We start from the raw sequence: 19,229 nt of genomic DNA, 5'->3' as shown, positions 1-19,229 counted from the left end.
CGCCACGCCTCGTGCCGGCGAGACGGCTCCCGTTGACGCCCCGCTCCCGCCGGGAGCGGGGCGTCGTGCTGCCCGGCGCCTACGCTGGGCGCCGTGACCCTCCAGGACGTGCTGGTCCCGGCCGCGAGCGTCGTCGGCGGGGTGGTGGCCGGGCTGGTCGTCGCCGCCGTCGTCGAGGCGGTCGCACGTCGCATCGCCCGCCGCTCGCCGCTGGTGGCCGAGCTCACCCTTCGCTGCCACCGACCGCTGCGTGCGCTGCTCGTCGTCGTGCTCGGCTGGGTCGGGCTGCTCGCCAGCACCCGGGCGGCGGCGTGGCGCTCGGGCGTGTCGCACGGCCTGGCGATCCTCCTCATCGGCATCGTCGGCTGGTTGCTCGTCGGCCTGCTGCACGTGCTGGAGGACGCGGCGCTCCGCCGGTACGCCGGGGCCGCCGACAGCCGGCAGGTCCGCCGCGTGCAGACGCAGGCGCAGGTGCTGCGGCGCATCGGGGCCGCGGTGGTCGTCGTCTGGTCCGTCGGAGCGGCGCTCCTCACCTTCCCCGAGGTGCGGGTGGTCGGGGCCAGCGTGTTCGCCTCGGCGGGCCTGCTCTCGGTCGTCGCGGGCCTGGCCGCGCAGAGCTCGCTGGGCAACGTCTTCGCGGGGCTGCAGCTGGCGTTCACGGACGCCATCCGGATGGACGACATCGTCGTCGTGCAGGGCCAGACCGGCCGGATCGAGGAGGTGACGCTGACCTACGTCGGCGTGCGCCTCTGGGACGACCGCCGGGTCATCCTGCCCTCGAGCTGGTTCACGACGACGCCGTTCGAGAACTGGACGCACAGCGCGGTCGAGCTGCTCGGGACGGTCGAGATGGACGTCGACTGGTCGGTCCCCGTCGACGAGATGCGCGCGGAGCTGGAGCGTCTGCTGGCCGCCAGCGAGCTGTGGGACGGGCGCGTCGGTCGGCTCCAGGTGACGGACGCCACCGGTGGCCCGCTGCGGGTGCGGGTCCTCGTCTCGGCGCGCGACTCGGCCACGCTCTTCTCGTTGCGGTGCGAGCTGCGCGAGGGCCTGGCGGCCTGGGTGGTGCGCGAGTCGCCCGGTGCGCTGCCCCGCACGCGCACGCAGCGGATGGACGGGGGCGGCCTGGATGCCGGCTCCCCGACGGCCCCTGACGCGCAGGGCGACGGCGCGCCGCCTCCGGTCGCAGCCGTCGACGAGCCGTAGGCGCTGCTACAGCAGCGGCGAGCCGAGCCGCGCGGGCACGTGGTCGGCGTGGCCCGCCGCGCGCAGCGCGTCGCGCAGGGTCTCCATCGCCTCGTCGAGCCGCTCACCGGGCGTGTCCGGCCTCGCGTCGCGGAACGACAGGTGCGCCTCGCCCCAGGCGGGCAGCACGTGCAGGTGGAGGTGCGGCACCTCGAAGCCGGCGACGAGCAGGGCCGCCCGGGGGGCGCCGAACGCGGTCTCCTGGGCCGCGCCGATGACCTTCGCGACCCGCATCAGGTGGGCGAGCAGCTCGTCGGGCGCAGCGGTGAAGCGGTCGACCTCGGCACGCGGCACGACGAGCACGTGGCCGTCGGAGATGGGCGCGATCGTGGCGAACGCCACGCAGACGTCGTCGGACCACACGAAGCGGCCGGGGATCTCGCCGTCGATGATGCGCGTGAACAGGGTGGCCATGGCGGCAGGCTAGCCGCCTACGCCCGCCGCTCGTCGGCCAGCTGCGCCAGGGCCAGGACGGTGCGCCAGTTGCGCGCGGTGCCCACCAGCCCGGCCTCGCGGCTGAGGACGTCCAGGGTCAGCCGGGACCGGCCGATCCCGTGCGGGTAGTAGACGTAGGCCTCGGCGCCGTGCCAGACGACCTCCTCCTCGCCGTACCGGCCGGGGTCGAACCCGGCCACGGCGTCGGGGTCGGGCGTGCCGTCCCACACGACCACCGTCAGCCGCGAGGGGTCGTCCGCCGCGTGCTCGGGGCACGGCACGTCCGCGACGATCCGGTCCCACGCGGCGGCGGTCCGGGTGATCACGGGCACCGCGAAGCCGACCTGGCGGCCCAGTGCCCGGGACAGGCGCGGCCCGATCGTCGCGGGGTCGGCGTCCGGCGCGAGGACCAGCACGGCGTTGCCGCTGGCCGCGTACGTCGCGATCTGCGTGTGCCCGAGCTCGGACGCGGCGGCCTTGAGGTCGGCGGACCGCACCGTGCGCCCCCCGACGTTCACCGCTCGCAGCAGCGCGACCAGGACGTCCCCCATGGACCGCAACTGTGCCCCGCCACCGCCGGTCGTACCAGCGACCGACGGCCCAGGCGCGGTCACAGGTAGCGGACGGGGTCGAACTCGTCGAGCGGGATGATGCGCAGGCGAGGCAGCTGGACGTTGAACGCCTGGACGTCCAGCTCGAGGTCGTGGATCTCGAGGCCGCGCGGCTGCAGCGCGGTCAGCGTCGAGCTGACGAACTCGCGGAAGGCGACGAGCCCGACCCGCCGGCCGAGGTCGAGCAGCCGCTCGACCTCGGGGAAGAAGTCGCCGTCGTGGCTCCCGAGCACCACGTCGCCGCCGTTCTCGGCGATCGCCTCGAGCATGCGCTTGATGCCGATGTCGACGACCTTCTCGGAGGCGTCGCCGGCGAGCGGGATCGGCTGGAAGCCGATGGCCAGCAGCGCCTGGACGAACGACATCGGCAGCGAGCCGCCGGAGGCGTTGAGGAAGAAGAGGCCCTTGACCGGCTGGTCGAACCGTTCGCCGGCGAAGGTCAGCACCCGCTCCCAGCGGGGCCGGTACTCCGGCGTGGGCCGTCCCCCGAGGATGGACGAGCCGAGGGTCGCGTCGAGGTTCTCGCCGTCCACCACGAGATAGGTGGTGGACTGTCCGCTGGCCATCGCCACACTGTAGGCGTCAGGTCACCGACAGGAGGTGCGCATGACGAGCGGGTCGGCGCGTCGGGCGACGACGCGGGAGTCGTCGCAGACGTGGGAGTCGCTGTTCCGCACCCAGGTCGAGCTGCTGCGGCGCTTCCGGCACGACGACGTGTGGCACGAGGTCTCGCTCGAGGAGTACGACGTCCTGTACACGCTGGCGTCGAGCCCGGACCACTCGGCGCGGATCCGCGACCTGCACGACCGCAGCCTGCTGTCGCAGCCGAGCCTGTCGCGGCTCGTGGAGCGGCTCGAGGTGTCCGGGCTCGTGCGGCGCGGCCCGGTCGAGGGGGACCGGCGCGGCGTCGCCGTGACCCTGACCGACGAGGGCCTCCGGCTCCAGCGGCTGGTCGGCGGCCGGCACGCCCGGTCGATCGACGCGGTGGTCGGGGAGGCGCTCGACGCCGACGAGCTGGCGTCCCTGCGCTCGCTGCTCGACCGGCTGCGGGCGCGTGCGCGGGGCGCCCCGCTCTAGGACCTTGCGTCCAGGCGCAGGTGCCTTCCAGCCGTTAGGACTTCTGACCTAGACCTCGTGGGGCGCCGTCGCGGGACCTCCGGCCCATCGCTAAGGCGAGCCTGCGTTGCACCATGGCAAGCACACGCTTTCGCGGACACGTCGCCGTGGTCCGGCAGCACTGGGGGAGGGTTGATGAGGATTCTGGTCGTGGTGGCCTCCCGCCACGGGTCGACGTGGGAGATCGGCGAGGTGATGGCCGAGGCGATCGCCTCCCGGGGCAACCTCGTCGACCAACGGGCACCGGAGGACGTGGCGTCGCTCGAGGGGTACGACGCCGTGGTCCTCGGTTCCGCCGTCTACCTGGCGCACTGGATGGGCGCGGCCCGCGACTTCGCGGACCGGTTCTCCGAGGAGCTCTCGCGCATCCCCGTGTGGATGTTCTCGTGCGGCCTGGCGACGCAGCCGGCCGCCTCGGCCAACTCGCCGCACGAGCTGCTCGCGTTGCGCAACCTCATCGGCGCGCGCGGCCACCGCTCGTTCCGGGGCCGGCTGGACCGGGCGCTGCTGACGTTCGCGGAGCGGGCCGCCATCGCGGGGGCGCGGGCGCGCGAGGGGGACCACCGCGACCTGGCCGCCGTCCGGACCTGGGCGCTCGCGGTCGCCGACGACGTCGCGGCCCACCCGGAGGCGTCCGTCGCGCGTCACGGGGCGGCCGTCTAGCCCTGCGCGACGCGCGCAAGACTTACGTCAGACTGCAAGCGGTTTGCATGGACCCGTCCTACGATGGGGCCATGTCGAGGCGGCTGGCGGACGTGGCGCGCAAGGTCGGGGTCTCCGAGGCGACGGTGAGCCGCGTGCTCAACGACAAGCCCGGGGTCTCCGAGCAGACGCGCGCGGCGGTGCTCTCGGCGCTCGACGTGCTCGGCTACGAGCGTCCGACGAAGCTGCGCGGCGAGCGCGCCCGGCTGGTCGGGCTCGTGCTGCCCGAGCTGCAGAACCCGATCTTCCCGGCGTTCGCGGAGGTGGTCGGTGGCGCCCTGGCGCAGCAGGGCTACACGCCGGTCCTCTGCACCCAGACGGCCGGCGGCATCACGGAGGCCGAGTACGTCGACCTCCTGCTCACCCAGCAGGTGTCCGGGATCGTGTTCGCCGGCGGGCTGTACGCGCAGCGCAGCGCGTCGCACGAGCACTACGGCCGGCTCGACCGGCTCAACCTGCCGGTGGTCCTCATCAACGCCTCGATCGACGAGCTGCCGTTCCCGCGGGTGTCGTGCGACGACGAGGTGGCCGTGGAGCAGGCGCTCACGCACCTGACCTCGCTGGGGCACACGCGGATCGGGCTGGTGCTCGGTCCGGTGGACCACGTGCCGTCGGAGCGCAAGCTCAACGCGGCGCGGACGCTCGGCGCGCGCCTCGGCATCGAGGTCCCGGACCGGTGGGTGGCCCGTTCGGCCTACTCGCTGGAGAGCGGGCAGGCCTCCGCCACCAGGCTGCTGCGCGAGGGCGTCACCGCGATCGCCTGCGCCTCCGACCCGCTCGCGCTCGGCGCGATCCGAGCGGCGCGGCGGGCCGGGCTGCGCGTGCCCGAGGACGTCTCGATCGTCGGGTACGACGACTCGGCGTTCATGAACTGCACCGAGCCACCGCTGACGACGGTGCGGCAGCCGATCGACGCGATGGGCCGCGCGGCGATCGACCTCCTGGTCCAGCAGATCGCCGGGTCGGGCACGGCGGCGGACGAGCTGCTCTTCGAGCCGGAGCTCGTGGTGCGCGGCTCGACGGCCCCGGCTCCGGCCGAGCTGCCGAGCGCGATCCTCGCCGCCCACTGACGTCCCACCGGCCGAGGGCGATCGTGGCCGGCCACTGACGTCCCACCGCCGCGTCGTCCGTCGGTCCCGCGCGCCATCATGCCGATCCCCTCTGCCTTCGGTCACGTTTCGATAACTTGGCTGTCGACTTCTTGCGTAGTTCTCGTCGTGACCTTTAGTGTCTCCGTCGTCGACAACGCGGTCCGCGCTCGTCGTCCAGGCACGAGAGACGGGGCCTTCGTTGGCGCAGGCGCACTCCGATCCGCTGTGGTGGCGGGACGCGGTCATCTACGAGGTGTATCCGCGCTCCTTCGCGGACGGGAACGGCGACGGGATAGGCGACCTCACCGGCCTGCGGCAGCGCCTGCCGTACCTCGCCCGGCTCGGTGTCGACGCGATCTGGGTCACCCCGTGGTACGCGTCGCCGATGGCCGACGGTGGCTACGACGTCGCCGACTACCGGGCGATCGACCCCGACTTCGGCACGCTCGAGCAGGCCGAGCAGGTCATCGCCGAGGCCCGCGAGCTGGGCATCCGCACCATCGTCGACGTCGTCCCCAACCACGTCTCCTCGCAGCACGCCTGGTTCAGGGCGGCGCTCGCGGCGGCCCCCGGATCGCCGGAGCGCGCTCGCTTCTGGTTCCACCCCGGCCAGGGCCCGCGCGGGGACGGGATCCCGACGAGGTGGCGCAGCGACTTCGCCGGTCCGACGTGGGCACGCACCCGCAACCCCGACGGCACGCCGGGCGAGTGGTACCTCCACCTGTTCACGCCCGAGCAGCCGGACCTCAACTGGCGCAACCCGGAGGTCGTCGCCGAGCACCTGGACATCCTGCGGTTCTGGTTCGACCGCGGCGCGGCCGGCATCCGGATCGACTCGGCGGCGCTGCTCGTCAAGGACGCGGCCCTCCCGGAGGTCCCGGCGCACCCGGGACCCGGCGAGCACCCCCACGTCGACCGCGACGAGCTCCACGACATCTACCGGGGCTGGCGCGCGGTCGCCGACGGGTACCCCGACACCCGCGTGCTCGTCGGCGAGGTGTGGCTCGAGGACCGCGAGCGGTTCGCCCGCTACCTGCGGCCCGACGAGATGCACACCGCCTTCAACTTCGACTTCATGGCGCGCCCGTGGGAGGCCAAGGAGCTGCGCGAGTCGATCGACCAGACGCTCGCCGCGCACGCCCCGGTCGGTGCCCCGCCGACCTGGGTGCTCTCCAACCACGACGTCACCCGTCCGGTCACGCGGTACGGCCGCGGCGACTCGTCGTTCTCCTTCGCCGGCAAGCGGTTCGGCACACCCACCGACCTCGACCTCGGCCGTCGTCGTGCCCGGGCCGCCGCGCTGCTCACCGCCGCGCTGCCCGGCTCCTGGTACGTCTACCAGGGCGAGGAGCTCGGGCTGCCCGAGGTCGAGGACCTCCCGGTCGAGGTGCTGCAGGACCCGATGCACTACCGCTCCGGCGGCACCGACCCCGGCCGTGACGGCTGTCGCGTGCCGTTGCCGTGGTCCGGCACCGAGCGGCCCTACGGCTTCAGCCCCGCCGGCGCGGCGCGCGGGCCGTGGCTGCCGCAGCCGACCGACTGGGCGGGGCTCACGGTGGAGCACGAGGAGGCCGACGAGGCCTCGATGCTCCACCTGTACCGGCGGGCCATCGAGGTCCGCCGGGCGGAGCGGATGGCCGGGAGCCTCGGCGACGGTCCGCTGGCCTGGGTCGACGCCGGCTCCGACGTGCTGGCGTTCACCCGCGGCGACGTGCTCTGCGTGGTCAACCTCGGCCCCGAGCCCGTCGACCTGCCGCCCCACGAAGACGTCCTGCTGTTGAGCGGCCCGCTCGACGCAGGGCGGCTGCCCCGCGATACCGCGGGGTGGCTGCGCACGACCCGCACGAACACCGAGCGGAACCCGGGACCCGGGACCCAACCAGGAGGAGTGACGAGACGATGAGGTCCTCACGCACGACCGCGCTCGGCATGGCCGGCGCGCTTGCCATCGGCCTGCTGGCCGCCTGTTCATCGACGGGCAGCCCGACGAGCCCGACGACCCCCGCCGACGCGGGGCCGACCACCCCGGCGGCCGCCGCGCCGGTCACCATCACGGTTGCGGGCAATCTGCCCGGCGCCTCGCAGGAGAACAACGACCAGCTCGACGCGCGCGTCAAGGAGTTCGAGGCCAAGTACCCGAACATCACGATCCAGCCGGAGGAGTACCAGTGGCTGGCGACGACGTTCACCGCGCAGCTGGCCGGCGGCACGCTGCCGACCGTCTTCGAGATCCCCGTGACCGACGGCAAGACGCTCATCGAGAACAAGCAGCTCGCGAACATCGACGCCCAGGTCAAGGCCAACCTGTCGTACTACAACGACTTCAACCCGGCGATCGTCGGCTACGGCCAGGACTCGTCCGGCACGTTCTTCGCCGTCCCGGCCAAGAACTTCTACGCCAACGCCCTGCACATCAACCGGAACCTGTTCAAGCAGGCCGGGCTCGACCCCGACAAGCCGCCGACGACCTGGGACGAGGTCCGCCAGGACGCGAAGATCATCCACGACAAGACCGGCGTCTACGGCTTCGGCCAGATGGGCAACGGGGCGACCGGCGGCTGGCAGATCGCGGTGGACGTCGACTCCCGCGGCGGCGCCCTCGAGAAGGCGAACGCCGACGGCACGTACACGGCCACCCTCACCGACCCGGCGGTCAAGGCCTCGCTCCAGTGGCTCGCCAGCCTGGCGGCCGACGGCTCGATCGACCCCGACACGTCGCTCGACTGGTCCGGCATCAACGCGGCCTTCGCCTCCGGCCAGTTCGCGATGTTCACGTCGGGCAGCGACGTCTACAACGCCATGGTCCAGACCAACAACATGACGGCCGACTGGGGCTACGGCCTCACGGCGGTGCCGACGGAGAACGGCGGCGCGGCGCTCGGCGGCGGCACGCTGGCGGCGGTCAAGGCCAACGCGACGGACGCGGAGAAGGACGCCGCGGTCAAGTGGATCGACTTCTGGTACCTGTCCAAGCTGCGTGACAAGGACCAGGCCGTCGCCGACGCGAAGGTCGCCGTGGCGGCCAAGCAGCCGGTCGGCACGCCGGTGCTCCCGATCTTCAGCAAGTCGCAGTACGAGCAGTCCCTCGTCTGGATCAAGGACTACATCAACGTCCCGCTCGAGAACATGAAGGGCTACACGGACGTGATGTTCTCCCAGCCGGTCGGCGGCGAGCCGAAGATGGCGACCCAGGCGGTCTACCAGCTGCTGTCGCCGGTGTTCCAGGCGGTCCTCACCGACAAGACCGCCAACATCGACAAGCTCCTGGCCGACGCCAACGTGCAGGCGCAGGACGCGATCGACCACCCGGCGGCCTCGTAGCGCCGTCCCCTCGGTCCCCGGCCGGGCGGCCCGTCCGCCCGGCCGGGGACCGCACATCCGTCCCCTCAGCGCACGTGAGGAATGGTCACCATGGTCACGGACGACCTGGTCGTCGCGGTCCGGCCGAGCGGCCGGCGCACCCGTATCACCACGCGGTTCGTCACGCAGCACACCCGGCGCCGGCGCCACACGCCCGCCACGTGGCTGCGTGGCGGCGGCCTGTCCGCCCTCGTCTTCGCGCTCCCCGCGATCTTCGTCTTCGGGTGGTTCTCCTGGCTGCCGATCGTCAAGTCGGTCGTCATGAGCTTCCAGAAGACGAACCTCATCGTCACCACCTGGGTGGGTCTCGCGAACTTCCACCGCGTGCTCGCCGACCCGCTGCTGCCCATCGCGATCCGCAACACGCTGTGGTTCGCGCTGCTCGCGCTGGTCTTCGGGTTCCCGGTGCCGCTGGTGGCCGCCGTCCTCATGAGCGAGGTGCGGCGGTGGAAGGGGCTGTACTCCGTCCTCGCCTACCTGCCGGTCGTCATCCCGCCGGTGGTGGCCGTGCTGCTGTGGAAGTTCTTCTACACCCCGGGCCCGCGCGGCGTCTTCAACCAGCTCCTCGGCTCCGTGCACCTCGGTCCCGTGCTGTGGTTGCAGGACAAGGCGATCGTCATGCCCGCCCTCGTCCTCGAGGCGACGTGGGCGGCGGCCGGCGGGACGATCATCATCTACCTCGCCGCGCTGACCAGCGTGCCCGCCGAGCTCTACGACGCGGCCGAGGTCGACGGCGCCTCCGTGTGGGGGAAGGTCTGGCACGTGACGATGCCGCACCTGCGCGGCGTCCTCTTCGTCACCTTCATCCTGCAGATCCTCGCGACCGCCCAGGTGTTCAACGAGCCCTACCTCTTCACCGGCGGCGGGCCGAGCAACCGCACGCTGACGGTGCTCCTGCTCATCTACAACTACGCCTTCGGGACCAGCCTCGGCGGCAGGTACGGCGAGGCGACCGCGCTGTCGGTCATGCTCGCCGTGGTGCTGGCGATCCTCTCGGTCCTCTACTTCCGTCTCACCCGCCGCTGGAGCACCTCGTGAGCACGACGACCCACGCACCCTGGCCGACCACGTCCACCGCCCCCGCGGCGCCCGCCACCAGGCGCCGCCGCACGTCCCCGGCCAGCGACCTCGCCTCGCGGACGGCGATCTCCGAGGTGGAGTGGCGCCGACCCGCGGTCCGCCGGCCGTGGCGGGCGATGCACGTCGTGCTCCTCGTCCTGCTGGTGGTGGCGGCCATCGGACCGCTGGCGCTGCTCCTGAAGTTCGCGGTCACGCCGACCCAGGACATCCTGCGGACGCCGCTGGCGCTGTTCCCGCACGGCGTGAAGTGGTCGAACGTCACCGAGGCGTGGAACCGGGTCCACATCAGCCGCTACTTCGTCAACTCGCTCATCGCCGCGGCGGGGTGCTGGGCCAGCCAGGTCCTGGTGGCGACGTCCGCCGGCTACGTGCTCTCGGTGCTGCGGCCGCGCTGGGCCCAGCTGCTCAACGCGGCGATCCTCTGCACGCTGTTCGTGCCCGCGGTGGTGCTGCTCGTCCCGCTCTATCTTGTGGCGCTGCACCCGCCGCTCATCGGCGTCTCGCTGGTCAACACGTTCTGGGGCGTGTGGCTCCCGGCCGGTGCCAGCGCGTTCAACGTGGTGCTCATGACGCGGTTCTTCGACAACCTGCCGCGCGAGATCTTCGAGGCGGCGCGCGTGGACGGCGCCGGCCCGTTCCGTGTGTTCTGGTCGATGGTGCTGCCGATGAGCAGGCCGATCCTGGGTGTCGTCTCGGTGTTCGCCGTCATCGCGTCCTGGAAGGACTTCCTCTGGCCGATGCTGGTGCTGCGCAACCCGAACATGCAGCCGCTGGCGGTCCGGCTGCCCTCGCTGCAGGCGTCCACCGACCTGGGCGTGCTCATGGCGGCGATGGCGATCGCCGCGCTGCTGCCGGTGGTCATGTTCCTCGTCTTCCAGCGCACGTTCCTCAGCAGCGCCGGGATGGGCGGGGCGGTCAAGGGGTAGGGGTCGCGCGCCGGGTCGCCCGGCGCGAGGATCGGGGCATGACGGACCCGACCGGCACCTGGCGCCTGGTGCTCCTCGACGGCCGCCCGCCGGCGAGCGACACTCATGGCCCCGTCACCCTGACGTTCGACGGCGACGGGATGCTCTACGGCATGGCGGGCGTCAACCGCGTGCGTGCCACCTGGTCGGCGGACGCGGACGACCAGCTCGCGGTCGGCCCGCTCGTGTCGACGATGATGGCCGGCCCCGACGACGCGATGGCGACCGAGCGTGACCTGCTCGCGCTGCTGTCGGTGCGCCTGGCCGCGACCGTCGACGACGGGGGCCTGCGCCTGGTGAGCGAGGACGGCACCGAGGCCGTCCTCGTGCCCGAGGACCCGCTCCGCTCCGTGTAGCGGCTCAGGGGTAGAGCCCGCGCGTGCGGTGCGCCTCCGCGACCCTGCGAACCCCGATGACGAGCGCGGCGTCGCGCAGGCTGACACCCTCCGCCCGGGCGTACTGCGCCACCGTCGCGTACGAGCGGTGCATCCGCTGCGCCAACCGCTCCTCGATCTCCGGCTCGGTCCACCAGTACGCCTCGTTGGCCTGGACCCACTCGAAGTACGAGACGACGACGCCGCCGGCGTTGGCGAGGATGTCGGGCACCACGACGACGCCGCGCTCCGCGAGGACCCGGTCCCCGGCGGTCGTCGTCGGGCCGTTCGCCGCCTCGACCACCCAGCGCGCCTTGACGTTGGCCGCGGTCTCCTCGTCGAGCACGCCCTCCACGGCGGCCGGGACCAGGAGGTCGACGTCGAGCCCGAGCAGCGCGGTGTTGTCGATGGGCTCGCCGCCGGGGAAGCCGACGACCGTGCCGGTGTGCTGCACGTGGGCGAGCACCGCGGGGACGTCCAGCCCGTCCGGTGCCATGACGCCGCCGTGCTCGTCGGACACCGCGACGACGCGCGTCCCCGCCTCGGCGAGGAAGCGCGCCAGGTGCGAGCCGACCTTGCCGAAGCCCTGGACGGCCGCGCTGACCTCCCGCAGGTCGACGCCCGCGTCGGCGAGCGTCGCGGCCGCCATGTGCACCACGCCGCGGCTCGTCGCCGTCGCCCGCCCGAGCGAGCCGCCCACCGACAGCGGCTTGCCCGTGGTCACGGCCGGGATGGTGTAGCCGCGGTTGACGGAGTAGGTGTCCATCACCCACGCCATCGTCTGCTCGTTGGTCCCCACGTCCGGCGCCATGATGTCCCGCTCGGGGCCGATCATCGGCATGATCTCGCTGGTGTAGCGGCGGGTGATGCGCTCGAGCTCGCCGGGGCTGTAGCGGCTGGGGTCAAGCGCGACGCCGCCCTTGGCGCCGCCGTACGGCAGCTCGACGACCGCGCACTTCCACGTCATCCACATCGCCAGGGCGCGGACCTCGTCGAGGTCGACGTTCGCGGCGTAGCGCAGCCCGCCCTTGCCCGGCCCGCGCGAGATGTTGTGCTGCACCCGGTAGCCGTGCCGGATCTCGACGTGCCCGTCGTCCCGGCGCAGGGGTACCGCGACGTGCATCTCACGACGCGGGGTCGCGAGCATCGCGTGCATGCCGTCGTCGTACCCGAGGATCTCGATCGCCGTCGCCAGCTGCGCCCGCGCCGTCGCGAGCGGGGAGGGGTCCGCCATGGGGCCACTGTGCCACCCCGGCGACCCTCCGGCGCGCACGCGTGCCGGAGGCGCGGATGCTCTCAGGCGGAGGCGCGCACGACGAGCTCGGGCGCGAAGATCATCGGCGGCCCCGGCTCGGCCCGGCCCTGGAGCTGGTCGAGCAGGCGCAGGCCCGCGGCGCGCGCCATCGCGACCACCGGCTGGACCACGCTCGTCAACGGAGGCGTCGTGGAGGCCGCGATCGCGATGTTGTCGTAGCCGACCACCGCGACGTCGTCGGGCACCGCACGGCCGGCCTCGGCGAGCGCGAGGAGGGCGCCGGAGGCCATCAGGTCCGAGGCGACGAAGATGCCGTCCACGTCGGGGTGCTCGGCGAGCAGCGTCCGGGCGGCCGTCGCGCCGCCGGCGATGGTGAAGTCGGCGAGGACCACGGCGTCGTCCGGCTGACCGGCGGCGGCCATCGCGGCACGCCAGCCGGCGAGGCGGTCGACACCGGCGGACATGTCCTGCGGGCCGGCGATCGTCGCGATCCGCTTCCGGCCGAGGTCGACCAGGCGCTGGGTGGCCAGCCGGCCGCCCTCGACGTTGTCCAGGTCGACGTACTCCAGGCCGAAGTCCTCGATCTCGCCGGCGACCATCGGCCGCCCGACGAACACGCTCGGCAGCCGGAGCTCGGCGAGGGCACGGTCGAGGTCGTCGTCCGAGTGGTGCGAGACGACGATCGCCCCGTCCACGTGCCCGTTGCGCAGGTAGCGCACGGTGCGCTTGCCCTGGCCGGGCCGGACGATGACGAGGACGACCTGGATGTCGGTGTCCGCGAGCGACGCGGAGACGCCCGACAGCACGCCGGCGAAGAACGGGTCCGACAGCACCCGCTCGTCGGGCTCCGGGATCACGACGGCGATGGAGTCCGTGCGGCGCGTGACGAGCGAGCGGGCGGCCCGGTTGGGCGTGTACGCGAGCTCGGCGACGGCGCGCTCGACCGAGGCCAGTGCCTCCGGGGAGACGCGGTGGCCGCCGTTGATGGCACGCGAGGCGGTCGATCGCGAGACACCCGCGCGCGCGGCCACCTCTTCGAGGGTGGACACGGCCGGGCCTGTGGACAGGCCGACTCGGGGCTGGCGCCTGGGCACGCTGGTCCTCCTAACGGGCGATCGGGATCACTGTCGACGGCGGGTGCCGACCCCCGGACAGGGTCGGCACCCGCCGTCGCACGGCTCAGCCCTTGACGGCCCCTTGCATGATGCCCGAGACCAGCTGACGTCCCGCGACGATGAACAGCACGAGGAGCGGCAGCACGGAGACGAATACTCCCGCCATAACCTGGGAGTAGTCCGCGTAGTAGTGCGCCTGGAGCATCTTGAGCGCGACCGGCAGCGTCGTCTTGCCCGGCACCGCGCCGAGGACGACGAGCGGCCAGAAGTAGTTCGTCCAGTTCGCGACGAACGTGAACAGCCCGAGCATGGTCGCGGCGGGACGGGCGGCGGGCAGCGCCACCGACCAGAAGGTGCGGATCATCGACGCGCCGTCGACGCGGGCGGCCTCGATGAGCTCGTAGGGCAGGGCGCCCTCGAGGTACTGCGTCATCCAGAACACGCCGAACGCCGTGACGAGGGCGGGCAGGATGACCGCCGGCAGCTTGCCGATGAGGTGGAGCTGCTTCATCACGAGGAACAGCGGCACGACGCCCAGCTGCGTGGGGATCGCCGTCGTCGCGATGACGAAGACCAGCAGCGGCCCGCGACCCCGGAACCGGAGCTTGGCGAACGAGTACCCCGCGAGCGTCGAGAACAGCACCACCGAGACCGCGGTCACGACGGAGACGACGAACGAGTTGCGCAGCGCCGCCCAGAACCCGATGTCCGACGTGACGACCTTCAGCATGTTCTCCCAGAGGTGGGAGCCGGGGATCAACGACGGGATGGGGTGACGGGCGACGTCCTCCTTCGTCGACGACGCGATGAGGAAGGAGTAGTAGAGCGGGTAGACCGCCACGAGCAGGACGACGGTCAGGATCGAGTAGGTCAGCCAGCGGGGGCGTCGGTTGGCTCCCGCGCCCTTCTGGCCGCTTCGACGGGCGGCCGCGCGGGCGGCGCCGGCGCCGGCGGACTGCCGGATGACGGGAACGGACGGGGCGCTCATGCCGCCACCTTCTTCCGACGCCGGCCGCGCCTGCCGGATACTCCGCCTTCGGAGGCGATCCGCTGGGTGAGGCCGTAGTTGACCAGGCTGATGATGAGGATGATGAGGAACAGCAGCCAGGCGACGGCCGCGGAGCGGCCGAGGTTGTTCTGGCTGCCCCAGCCGAGCTGGTAGAGGTACATCGTCACCGTGACGAACTGGCCGTCGGCGCCGCCCGCGGTGAGCGCGCCGTTCTGCTGGTCGAACATCGTCGGCTCGTCGAAGATCTGCAGGCCGCCGATGGTCGACGTGATGATGACGAAGATCAGGGTGGGGCGGATCATCGGGATGGTCACCGAGAAGAACTGCCGCACGCGCGAGGCGCCGTCGATGATCGCGGCCTCGAACACGTCGTTCGGGATCGCCTGCATGGCGGCGAGGACGACGAGGGTGTTGTAGCCGAGCCAGCGGTAGTTGACCATCGTCGCGATGGCCAGGTGGGCGGGCAGCACCTGCGCGTGCCAGGCGACCGGGTTCATCCCGATCTTGGTGAGCAGCGCGTTCACCATGCCGGACTGGTCGGCGAACATCTGGCCGAAGATCAGGCCGACGGCGACGGGGGCGACCACGTAAGGGACGAGCACGCCCATCCGCCAGAAGGTCCTGGCCCGCAGGTTCGCGTGGAGCACGGCGGCGATGACGAGCGCCAGGATGATCTGCGGCACGGACGAGAGCAGGAAGATGCTCACCGTGTTGCGCAGCGCCTTCCAGAAGAACGGCTGGTGCAGCACCGCGACGTAGTTCGCGAAGCCCGCGGAGCCGTGGCGGCCCGTCAGCAGGTTCCACTTGGAGACCGAGACGTAGGCCGTGTACAGGAGCGGGAACAGGCCGGTGATCGCGAACAGGATGAAGAACGGCGAGATGTACAGGTAGGGCGAGGCCTTGACGTCGAAGCGACCCAGCTTCTGACGCAGGCGGCTCGGGCGGCGCCGGCGGTGGTCGCCGACGGGCGGCGAGATCTCCAGCTCGGTAGTGGTGGCCACGGTAGGTCTCCTCGATGCGTGTGCTGCGGACCGCTGGGTGCTCGGTGGGGCCGGGACCCACGCGGGATCCCGGCCCCACCGACCTACGGAATCGTCAGCCGAGCTGGCTCACCGCGGAGAGGAACTTCGTCCACGACGCGTCCGGCGTGTCGGTCTTGTCGACGTCGACTCGCGTCAGCGCCTTGCCGAACTGGTCGTTGATGTCGAAGTAGTGCGAGCCACGGTAGGGCTGGTGGCCGACCGCGGAGAACCGGTTGGAGAAGATCTGGCCGGTCGGCGCGTTGTTGTAGTAGGCGTCGGTCTTGGCCGTCACGGACGGGTCCTTGACCGCGTCGCTCTGGCTCGGGAAGTTGCCGTACTTGACGAAGACGGCCGCGGCCTGCGCCGGAGCGGTCAGCCAGTCGGCGAGCGCCTTGGCGGCGTCGACGTGCGTGCCACCGGCCGGGACGAGCAGGTAGCTGCCGCCCCAGTTGCTGGACCCGCCGGGCAGGACGTCCGCGATGTCCCAGTTCTTCTGGTCGGGGGCGTTGCCGGCGATGATCTGCGTCATCCACGCCGGGCACATGACGGTGGCGAACTTGTCGGAGGCGAAGGCCTTCGTCCAGTCGTCCGTCCACTGCGCGAGGTGCGCGGACTGGTTGGTGTGCGCGGTCAGCATCGTGTAGACCGTCTTGGCCGGCGAGTCGGCCTTGGCGACCGTGATGGAGTCGTCAGCCTTGGACTCGAACGGCTCGGCCTGCTGGTTGTTGGCGACCTGGGCCAGGGCGCCGAGCGAGTCGAACCACGCCGCACCGGTGTTGGCCTTCATGAACTGGTCGCCGACGGAGAAGTACTTGTCCCACGTGGCGCTGGTCCCGCCGAGGAGCTCGGCGACGGCGGCGCGGTCGGTCGGCAGGCCGGCCTTCTGGAACAGGTCCTTGCGGTAGCACAGGCCCTGCGGGCCGGAGTCGGTGCCGAGGCCGATGACCTTGCCCTTGGCGTCGGTCGCCTGGGCGGTCTTCCAGTCGGGCCAGCGGTTCTTGTTGTCCGCGGTCGAGACGTCGGCGAAGAAGTCCGAGGACTTCAGCAGCTCGGGCATCCAGTCCAGGTCGGCGGCGACGATGTCGTCGGTGACGGTGTTCGTCGCGATGGAGTTCTTCACCGCGGCGCGCGCGTCGTCGGACTTGGCGGCCTTGTCGTGGACGATCGTGATGTTCGGGTGGTCCTTCATGTACTGCGTGAAGAGGTCCGCGTACCCGAACTCGTTGAACGTCTGGATCTTGAGCGTGATCTTCTCGGTGCTGGCCGCCGTGGTGGCCGGTGCGCCGGTGGTCGGGCTGGTGGTGTTGCCGCCGGTGCTCGAGCACGCGGTGACGATCATCGCGAGGCCCGAGATCCCGGCCGCGACGGCCCAGATCTTGCGCGTAGTACGCACTGTGACTCCCTTGTCGGTTCGACGGCTTCCTCGCCGTGCCGCTGGTCGCGCCCCCCGTCGGACGGACGAGGCGGCGTTCGACGTGGTCACGTTCCCACCCCTGCGGCACAGCCGGTGCAGGAGCGCTCCCACGCGTTGGCATGAACAGTGGCGGGGGGCGTCCAGGGTGTCAAGTACTGAGGGGTCGGCGAGGCGGGTGGAAGCGATCTCACACGTGCATCGCTGCAGGTCAGAGGCGCGAGTCAAGCGCTGGCTGTTACCGAATCGTTAACGGCGGGAGCGTGTCCACGCCGCCCGGAGGGCCGAGGCGTGGCGCCCGGGCAGGGCCCCTCGGCGCCCGCGCGCGGTGACGTCGGCGGGGCGGGCCGCAGACCGGGTGCGCGGCCGTGCCGACCGGGCCCGCGGGGTTCGTCGTGCCGGTCCGCGCCTACGCTGGGCCCGTGTCGACGCTGAGCAACCTCGCCGAGCGGTACGGCGCGCTCGAACCGGCCGACCTCGAGTGGCTCCACCTCCTCGTCGGCGACTGGCAGGTGATCTCCGACCTCGCATTCGCGGACCTCGTCCTCTGGCTGCCGACGACGGACGGCGACTGGATCGCGGTGGCGCAGGTGCGCCCGTCGACCGCGCCGACCGTGCACTACGACGACGTCGTCGGCTCCCGCGTCCCGGAGGGCCAGCGCGCGCAGCTCGAGCTGGCCCGCAGCTCGCAGCGTGCGCAGCGCTCGCGCGAGCCGCGCTGGTTCGGCGAGTACGCCGTGCGCGAGGAGGCCGTGCCCGTGGTCCGCAAGGAACGGGCCATCGCGGTGCTCGCGCGCCAGACGAACCTCGGCGGGGCGCGGACGCCGAGCCGGCTGGAGATCAACTACGTCGAGTCGGCCGACGACCTGCTCGGCATGGTGGCGCGCGGCGAGTTCCCGCGCCCGGACGCCCCGACCGGGCGCCAGCGGGGCGCGCCGCGCGTCAGCGACGGCCTCATCCGGCTCAACGCCGAGGGCGAGGTGCTGTACGCGTCGCCGAACGCGCTGTCCGGGTTCCACCGCCTCGGTGCGATGGGCGACCTCGTCGGCCGCTCGCTCATCGAGGTGGTGCCCGACCTGCTCGACGGCGAGTCGCCGGTCGACGAGTCGCTGCCGCTGGTGCTCGCCGGCCGGGCGGCGTGGCGGGTGGACGTCGAGACGCACGGCGTCGCGCTGGCGCTGCGGGCGGTGCCGCTGACCGAGGAGGGCGAGCGGATCGGCGCCGTGGTGCTGTGCCGCGACGTCTCCGAGCTGCGCCGGCGCGAGCGGGAGCTGATCACCAAGGACGCGACGATCCGCGAGATCCACCACCGGGTGAAGAACAACCTGCAGACGGTGGCGGCACTGCTGCGGCTGCAGGCCCGGAGGGTGACGAGCGCCGAGGCGCTCGCGGCGCTGGCCGAGGCCGAGCGCCGGGTCGCGACGATCGCGCTGGTGCACGAGACGCTGTCGCAGACCCTCGACGAGTCCGTGGAGTTCGACGACCTCATCGGCCGCAGCCTGCGGCTCGCGGCAGACGTCGCGACTCCGGGGGCGCGGGTCCGCACGCACATGGAGGGGTCGTTCGGCCTCGTCCTGGCCGACGACGCGACGGCGCTCGCGCTGGTGCTGACCGAGCTGGTGACCAACGCGGTCGAGCACGGGTTCGCCGGGCGGGATGCCGGGAGCGTCGACATCGAGGTCGAGCGCGACGGGGACAGCCTCCGTGTCGTCGTCGCGGACGACGGCGTCGGGGTGCCGGACGACCGGGGCGCCGGCAGCGGGCTGGGCACGCAGATCGTCGCCACGCTGGTGCGCAACGAGCTGCGCGGGACCATCGACTGGCGGCCGCGCGAGGGCGGTGGGACCCGCGTGGAGGTGCACTGCCGGCTGCGCGTCAACCGCGACGCCCAGACCGTGGCCTGAGGCGGCCGGACAGCGCGACGCCCGGGCTCACGAGGGAGGAGCCCCGGTGCACCCGGACGTCGTGAGCCGCGGTGGTGAGGTCAGCTGGCGCGGCGCTGGCGCGCGGTGCGGCGCTTGAGGGCGCGGCGCTCGTCCTCGGACAGGCCGCCCCAGACGCCGGCGTCCTGACCGGTCTCGATCGCCCACTTGAGGCAGGTGTCGACGACCTCGCAGCGACGGCACACGGCCTTCGCGTCCTCGATCTGCAGCAGGGCCGGGCCCGTGTTGCCGATGGGGAAGAAGAGCTCGGGGTCCTCGTCCAGACACGCAGCGCGGTGGCGCCAATCCATGGATGTCTCCTTGCGCGCGCAGCCCATCCAACGCCCGGTCGGGGCGCGACGAACCACGGGGGAATGATGGGGGGTTTCGTGCTGCCACCAAGGTTCACATCCGTCTCGGCCTCGGCACAAGGGTTACGAGAACGTTTCGACCTGGTGACCGCAGAGACGTTCGTCACATCCTGTGGGCACTCTGAGCGGCCGACCCCGCGTTCTC

19 protein-coding genes are annotated in these 19,229 nt (G+C 72.2%); 10 read left to right on the top strand and 9 right to left on the bottom strand.

What is annotated here, in order from left to right; all coding sequences use genetic code 11:
- Positions 1-93 precede the first annotated feature (93 nt).
- Entirely contained in the window at positions 94-1,206 is a 1,113-nt protein-coding gene (locus BGO37_RS04025; protein ID WP_291752528.1) for a mechanosensitive ion channel domain-containing protein, read from the top strand.
- Between the two features lie 6 nt (positions 1,207-1,212).
- Here the strand turns inward: BGO37_RS04025 and BGO37_RS04020 are convergent, their stop codons facing one another.
- Genes BGO37_RS04020 through BGO37_RS04010 form a run of 3 tightly spaced genes read right to left on the bottom strand, consistent with a single transcriptional unit; the run spans position 1,213 to position 2,857 of the window.
- Complete coding sequence (locus tag BGO37_RS04020) at positions 1,213-1,659, bottom strand: HIT family protein (RefSeq protein WP_291752527.1); 447 nt, start codon at positions 1,657-1,659, stop codon at positions 1,213-1,215.
- A gap of 17 nt (positions 1,660-1,676) precedes the next feature.
- Positions 1,677-2,231, bottom strand: a complete 555-nt coding sequence (locus BGO37_RS04015; protein WP_291752525.1) for a DUF1697 domain-containing protein — start codon at positions 2,229-2,231, stop codon at positions 1,677-1,679.
- A 59-nt stretch (positions 2,232-2,290) separates the two neighbouring features.
- Positions 2,291-2,857, bottom strand: coding sequence for an NYN domain-containing protein (locus BGO37_RS04010; protein WP_291752523.1), 567 nt, complete (start codon positions 2,855-2,857; stop codon positions 2,291-2,293).
- 40 nt (positions 2,858-2,897) lie between these two features.
- On the opposite strand from BGO37_RS04010, the gene BGO37_RS04005 reads away from it, so the two are divergent.
- The 8 genes from BGO37_RS04005 (at position 2,898) to BGO37_RS03970 (ending at position 10,961) form a co-directional block, all read left to right on the top strand.
- The gene (locus BGO37_RS04005; protein ID WP_291752521.1) at positions 2,898-3,368 is read left to right on the top strand and encodes a MarR family winged helix-turn-helix transcriptional regulator; all 471 of its coding nucleotides are present in this window, start codon (positions 2,898-2,900) and stop codon (positions 3,366-3,368) included.
- A gap of 174 nt (positions 3,369-3,542) precedes the next feature.
- Positions 3,543-4,070 (top strand): flavodoxin domain-containing protein, encoded by a 528-nt coding sequence (locus BGO37_RS04000; RefSeq protein WP_291752519.1) that lies wholly within the window; start codon positions 3,543-3,545, stop codon positions 4,068-4,070.
- Positions 4,071-4,141: 71 nt separating this feature from the next.
- Positions 4,142-5,179, top strand: coding sequence for a LacI family DNA-binding transcriptional regulator (locus BGO37_RS03995; RefSeq protein ID WP_291752517.1), 1,038 nt, complete (start codon positions 4,142-4,144; stop codon positions 5,177-5,179).
- A gap of 220 nt (positions 5,180-5,399) precedes the next feature.
- Positions 5,400-7,103 carry a glycoside hydrolase family 13 protein gene (locus tag BGO37_RS03990; RefSeq protein WP_291752515.1) on the top strand — a complete coding sequence of 568 codons (1,704 nt, stop codon included), beginning with the start codon at positions 5,400-5,402 and terminating at the stop codon, positions 7,101-7,103.
- Positions 7,100-8,521, top strand: a complete 1,422-nt coding sequence (locus BGO37_RS03985) for an ABC transporter substrate-binding protein (RefSeq protein ID WP_291752514.1) — start codon at positions 7,100-7,102, stop codon at positions 8,519-8,521. Before BGO37_RS03990 ends, BGO37_RS03985 begins: the two co-directional genes overlap by 4 nt.
- Before the next feature lie 90 nt (positions 8,522-8,611).
- The gene (locus BGO37_RS03980; RefSeq protein ID WP_291752513.1) at positions 8,612-9,598 is read left to right on the top strand and encodes a carbohydrate ABC transporter permease; all 987 of its coding nucleotides are present in this window, start codon (positions 8,612-8,614) and stop codon (positions 9,596-9,598) included.
- A complete protein-coding gene (locus BGO37_RS03975; RefSeq protein WP_291752511.1) occupies positions 9,595-10,566 on the top strand; it encodes a carbohydrate ABC transporter permease in 972 nt (323 codons plus the stop codon). Before BGO37_RS03980 ends, BGO37_RS03975 begins: the two co-directional genes overlap by 4 nt.
- A gap of 38 nt (positions 10,567-10,604) precedes the next feature.
- Positions 10,605-10,961, top strand: a complete 357-nt coding sequence (locus BGO37_RS03970) for an META domain-containing protein (protein WP_291752509.1) — start codon at positions 10,605-10,607, stop codon at positions 10,959-10,961.
- 4 nt (positions 10,962-10,965) lie between these two features.
- Here BGO37_RS03970 and BGO37_RS03965 read toward each other — a convergent pair whose 3' ends face one another.
- The 5 genes from BGO37_RS03965 to BGO37_RS03945 all read right to left on the bottom strand — a co-directional run bounded on the left by BGO37_RS03965 (position 10,966) and on the right by BGO37_RS03945 (position 16,773).
- The gene (locus tag BGO37_RS03965; protein ID WP_291752508.1) at positions 10,966-12,213 is read right to left on the bottom strand and encodes a Glu/Leu/Phe/Val dehydrogenase; all 1,248 of its coding nucleotides are present in this window, start codon (positions 12,211-12,213) and stop codon (positions 10,966-10,968) included.
- Between the two features lie 62 nt (positions 12,214-12,275).
- On the bottom strand, positions 12,276-13,283 hold the full coding sequence (locus BGO37_RS03960; RefSeq protein ID WP_291752507.1) for a LacI family DNA-binding transcriptional regulator: 1,008 nt from the start codon (positions 13,281-13,283) through the stop codon (positions 12,276-12,278).
- A 130-nt stretch (positions 13,284-13,413) separates the two neighbouring features.
- The gene (locus tag BGO37_RS03955) at positions 13,414-14,337 is read right to left on the bottom strand and encodes a carbohydrate ABC transporter permease (RefSeq protein ID WP_291752505.1); all 924 of its coding nucleotides are present in this window, start codon (positions 14,335-14,337) and stop codon (positions 13,414-13,416) included.
- The gene (locus tag BGO37_RS03950; RefSeq protein WP_291753007.1) at positions 14,334-15,341 is read right to left on the bottom strand and encodes a carbohydrate ABC transporter permease; all 1,008 of its coding nucleotides are present in this window, start codon (positions 15,339-15,341) and stop codon (positions 14,334-14,336) included. The genes BGO37_RS03955 and BGO37_RS03950 overlap by 4 nt, the downstream gene beginning before the upstream one ends.
- A 112-nt stretch (positions 15,342-15,453) precedes the next feature.
- Entirely contained in the window at positions 15,454-16,773 is a 1,320-nt protein-coding gene (locus BGO37_RS03945; protein WP_291752503.1) for an ABC transporter substrate-binding protein, read from the bottom strand.
- A 440-nt stretch (positions 16,774-17,213) separates the two neighbouring features.
- Between BGO37_RS03945 and BGO37_RS03940 the strand changes: the two genes are divergently transcribed.
- Entirely contained in the window at positions 17,214-18,695 is a 1,482-nt protein-coding gene (locus BGO37_RS03940; protein WP_291752502.1) for a sensor histidine kinase, read from the top strand.
- 80 nt (positions 18,696-18,775) lie between these two features.
- On the opposite strand, the gene BGO37_RS03935 is transcribed toward BGO37_RS03940, so the two are convergent.
- The gene (locus BGO37_RS03935; RefSeq protein ID WP_291752500.1) at positions 18,776-19,024 is read right to left on the bottom strand and encodes a WhiB family transcriptional regulator; all 249 of its coding nucleotides are present in this window, start codon (positions 19,022-19,024) and stop codon (positions 18,776-18,778) included.
- Between the last annotated feature and the right edge of the window lie 205 nt (positions 19,025-19,229).

Source organism: Cellulomonas sp. 73-92, assembly GCF_001898175.1.
In the GTDB taxonomy this organism is placed as follows: domain Bacteria; phylum Actinomycetota; class Actinomycetes; order Actinomycetales; family Cellulomonadaceae; genus Cellulomonas.
The sequence above is the reverse complement of the archived record's forward strand: the minus strand, read 5'-3'. Positions and strand labels throughout refer to the sequence as shown.

Bases quoted from the DNA above. Each gene is read 5' to 3' on its own strand.
- BGO37_RS04020 (WP_291752527.1), bottom strand. From the start codon at position 1,659: ATGGCCACCCTGTTCACGCGCATCATCGACGGCGAGATCCCCGGCCGC.
- BGO37_RS04015 (WP_291752525.1), bottom strand. From the start codon at position 2,231: ATGGGGGACGTCCTGGTCGCGCTGCTGCGAGCGGTGAACGTCGGGGGG.
- BGO37_RS03965 (WP_291752508.1), bottom strand. From the start codon at position 12,213: ATGGCGGACCCCTCCCCGCTCGCGACGGCGCGGGCGCAGCTGGCGACG.
- BGO37_RS03955 (WP_291752505.1), bottom strand. From the start codon at position 14,337: ATGAGCGCCCCGTCCGTTCCCGTCATCCGGCAGTCCGCCGGCGCCGGC.
- BGO37_RS04000 (WP_291752519.1), top strand. From the start codon at position 3,543: ATGAGGATTCTGGTCGTGGTGGCCTCCCGCCACGGGTCGACGTGGGAG.
- BGO37_RS03995 (WP_291752517.1), top strand. From the start codon at position 4,142: ATGTCGAGGCGGCTGGCGGACGTGGCGCGCAAGGTCGGGGTCTCCGAG.
- BGO37_RS04005 (WP_291752521.1), top strand. From the start codon at position 2,898: ATGACGAGCGGGTCGGCGCGTCGGGCGACGACGCGGGAGTCGTCGCAG.
- BGO37_RS03970 (WP_291752509.1), top strand. From the start codon at position 10,605: ATGACGGACCCGACCGGCACCTGGCGCCTGGTGCTCCTCGACGGCCGC.
- BGO37_RS03985 (WP_291752514.1), top strand. From the start codon at position 7,100: ATGAGGTCCTCACGCACGACCGCGCTCGGCATGGCCGGCGCGCTTGCC.
- BGO37_RS03935 (WP_291752500.1), bottom strand. From the start codon at position 19,024: ATGGATTGGCGCCACCGCGCTGCGTGTCTGGACGAGGACCCCGAGCTC.
- BGO37_RS04010 (WP_291752523.1), bottom strand. From the start codon at position 2,857: ATGGCCAGCGGACAGTCCACCACCTATCTCGTGGTGGACGGCGAGAAC.
- BGO37_RS03980 (WP_291752513.1), top strand. From the start codon at position 8,612: ATGGTCACGGACGACCTGGTCGTCGCGGTCCGGCCGAGCGGCCGGCGC.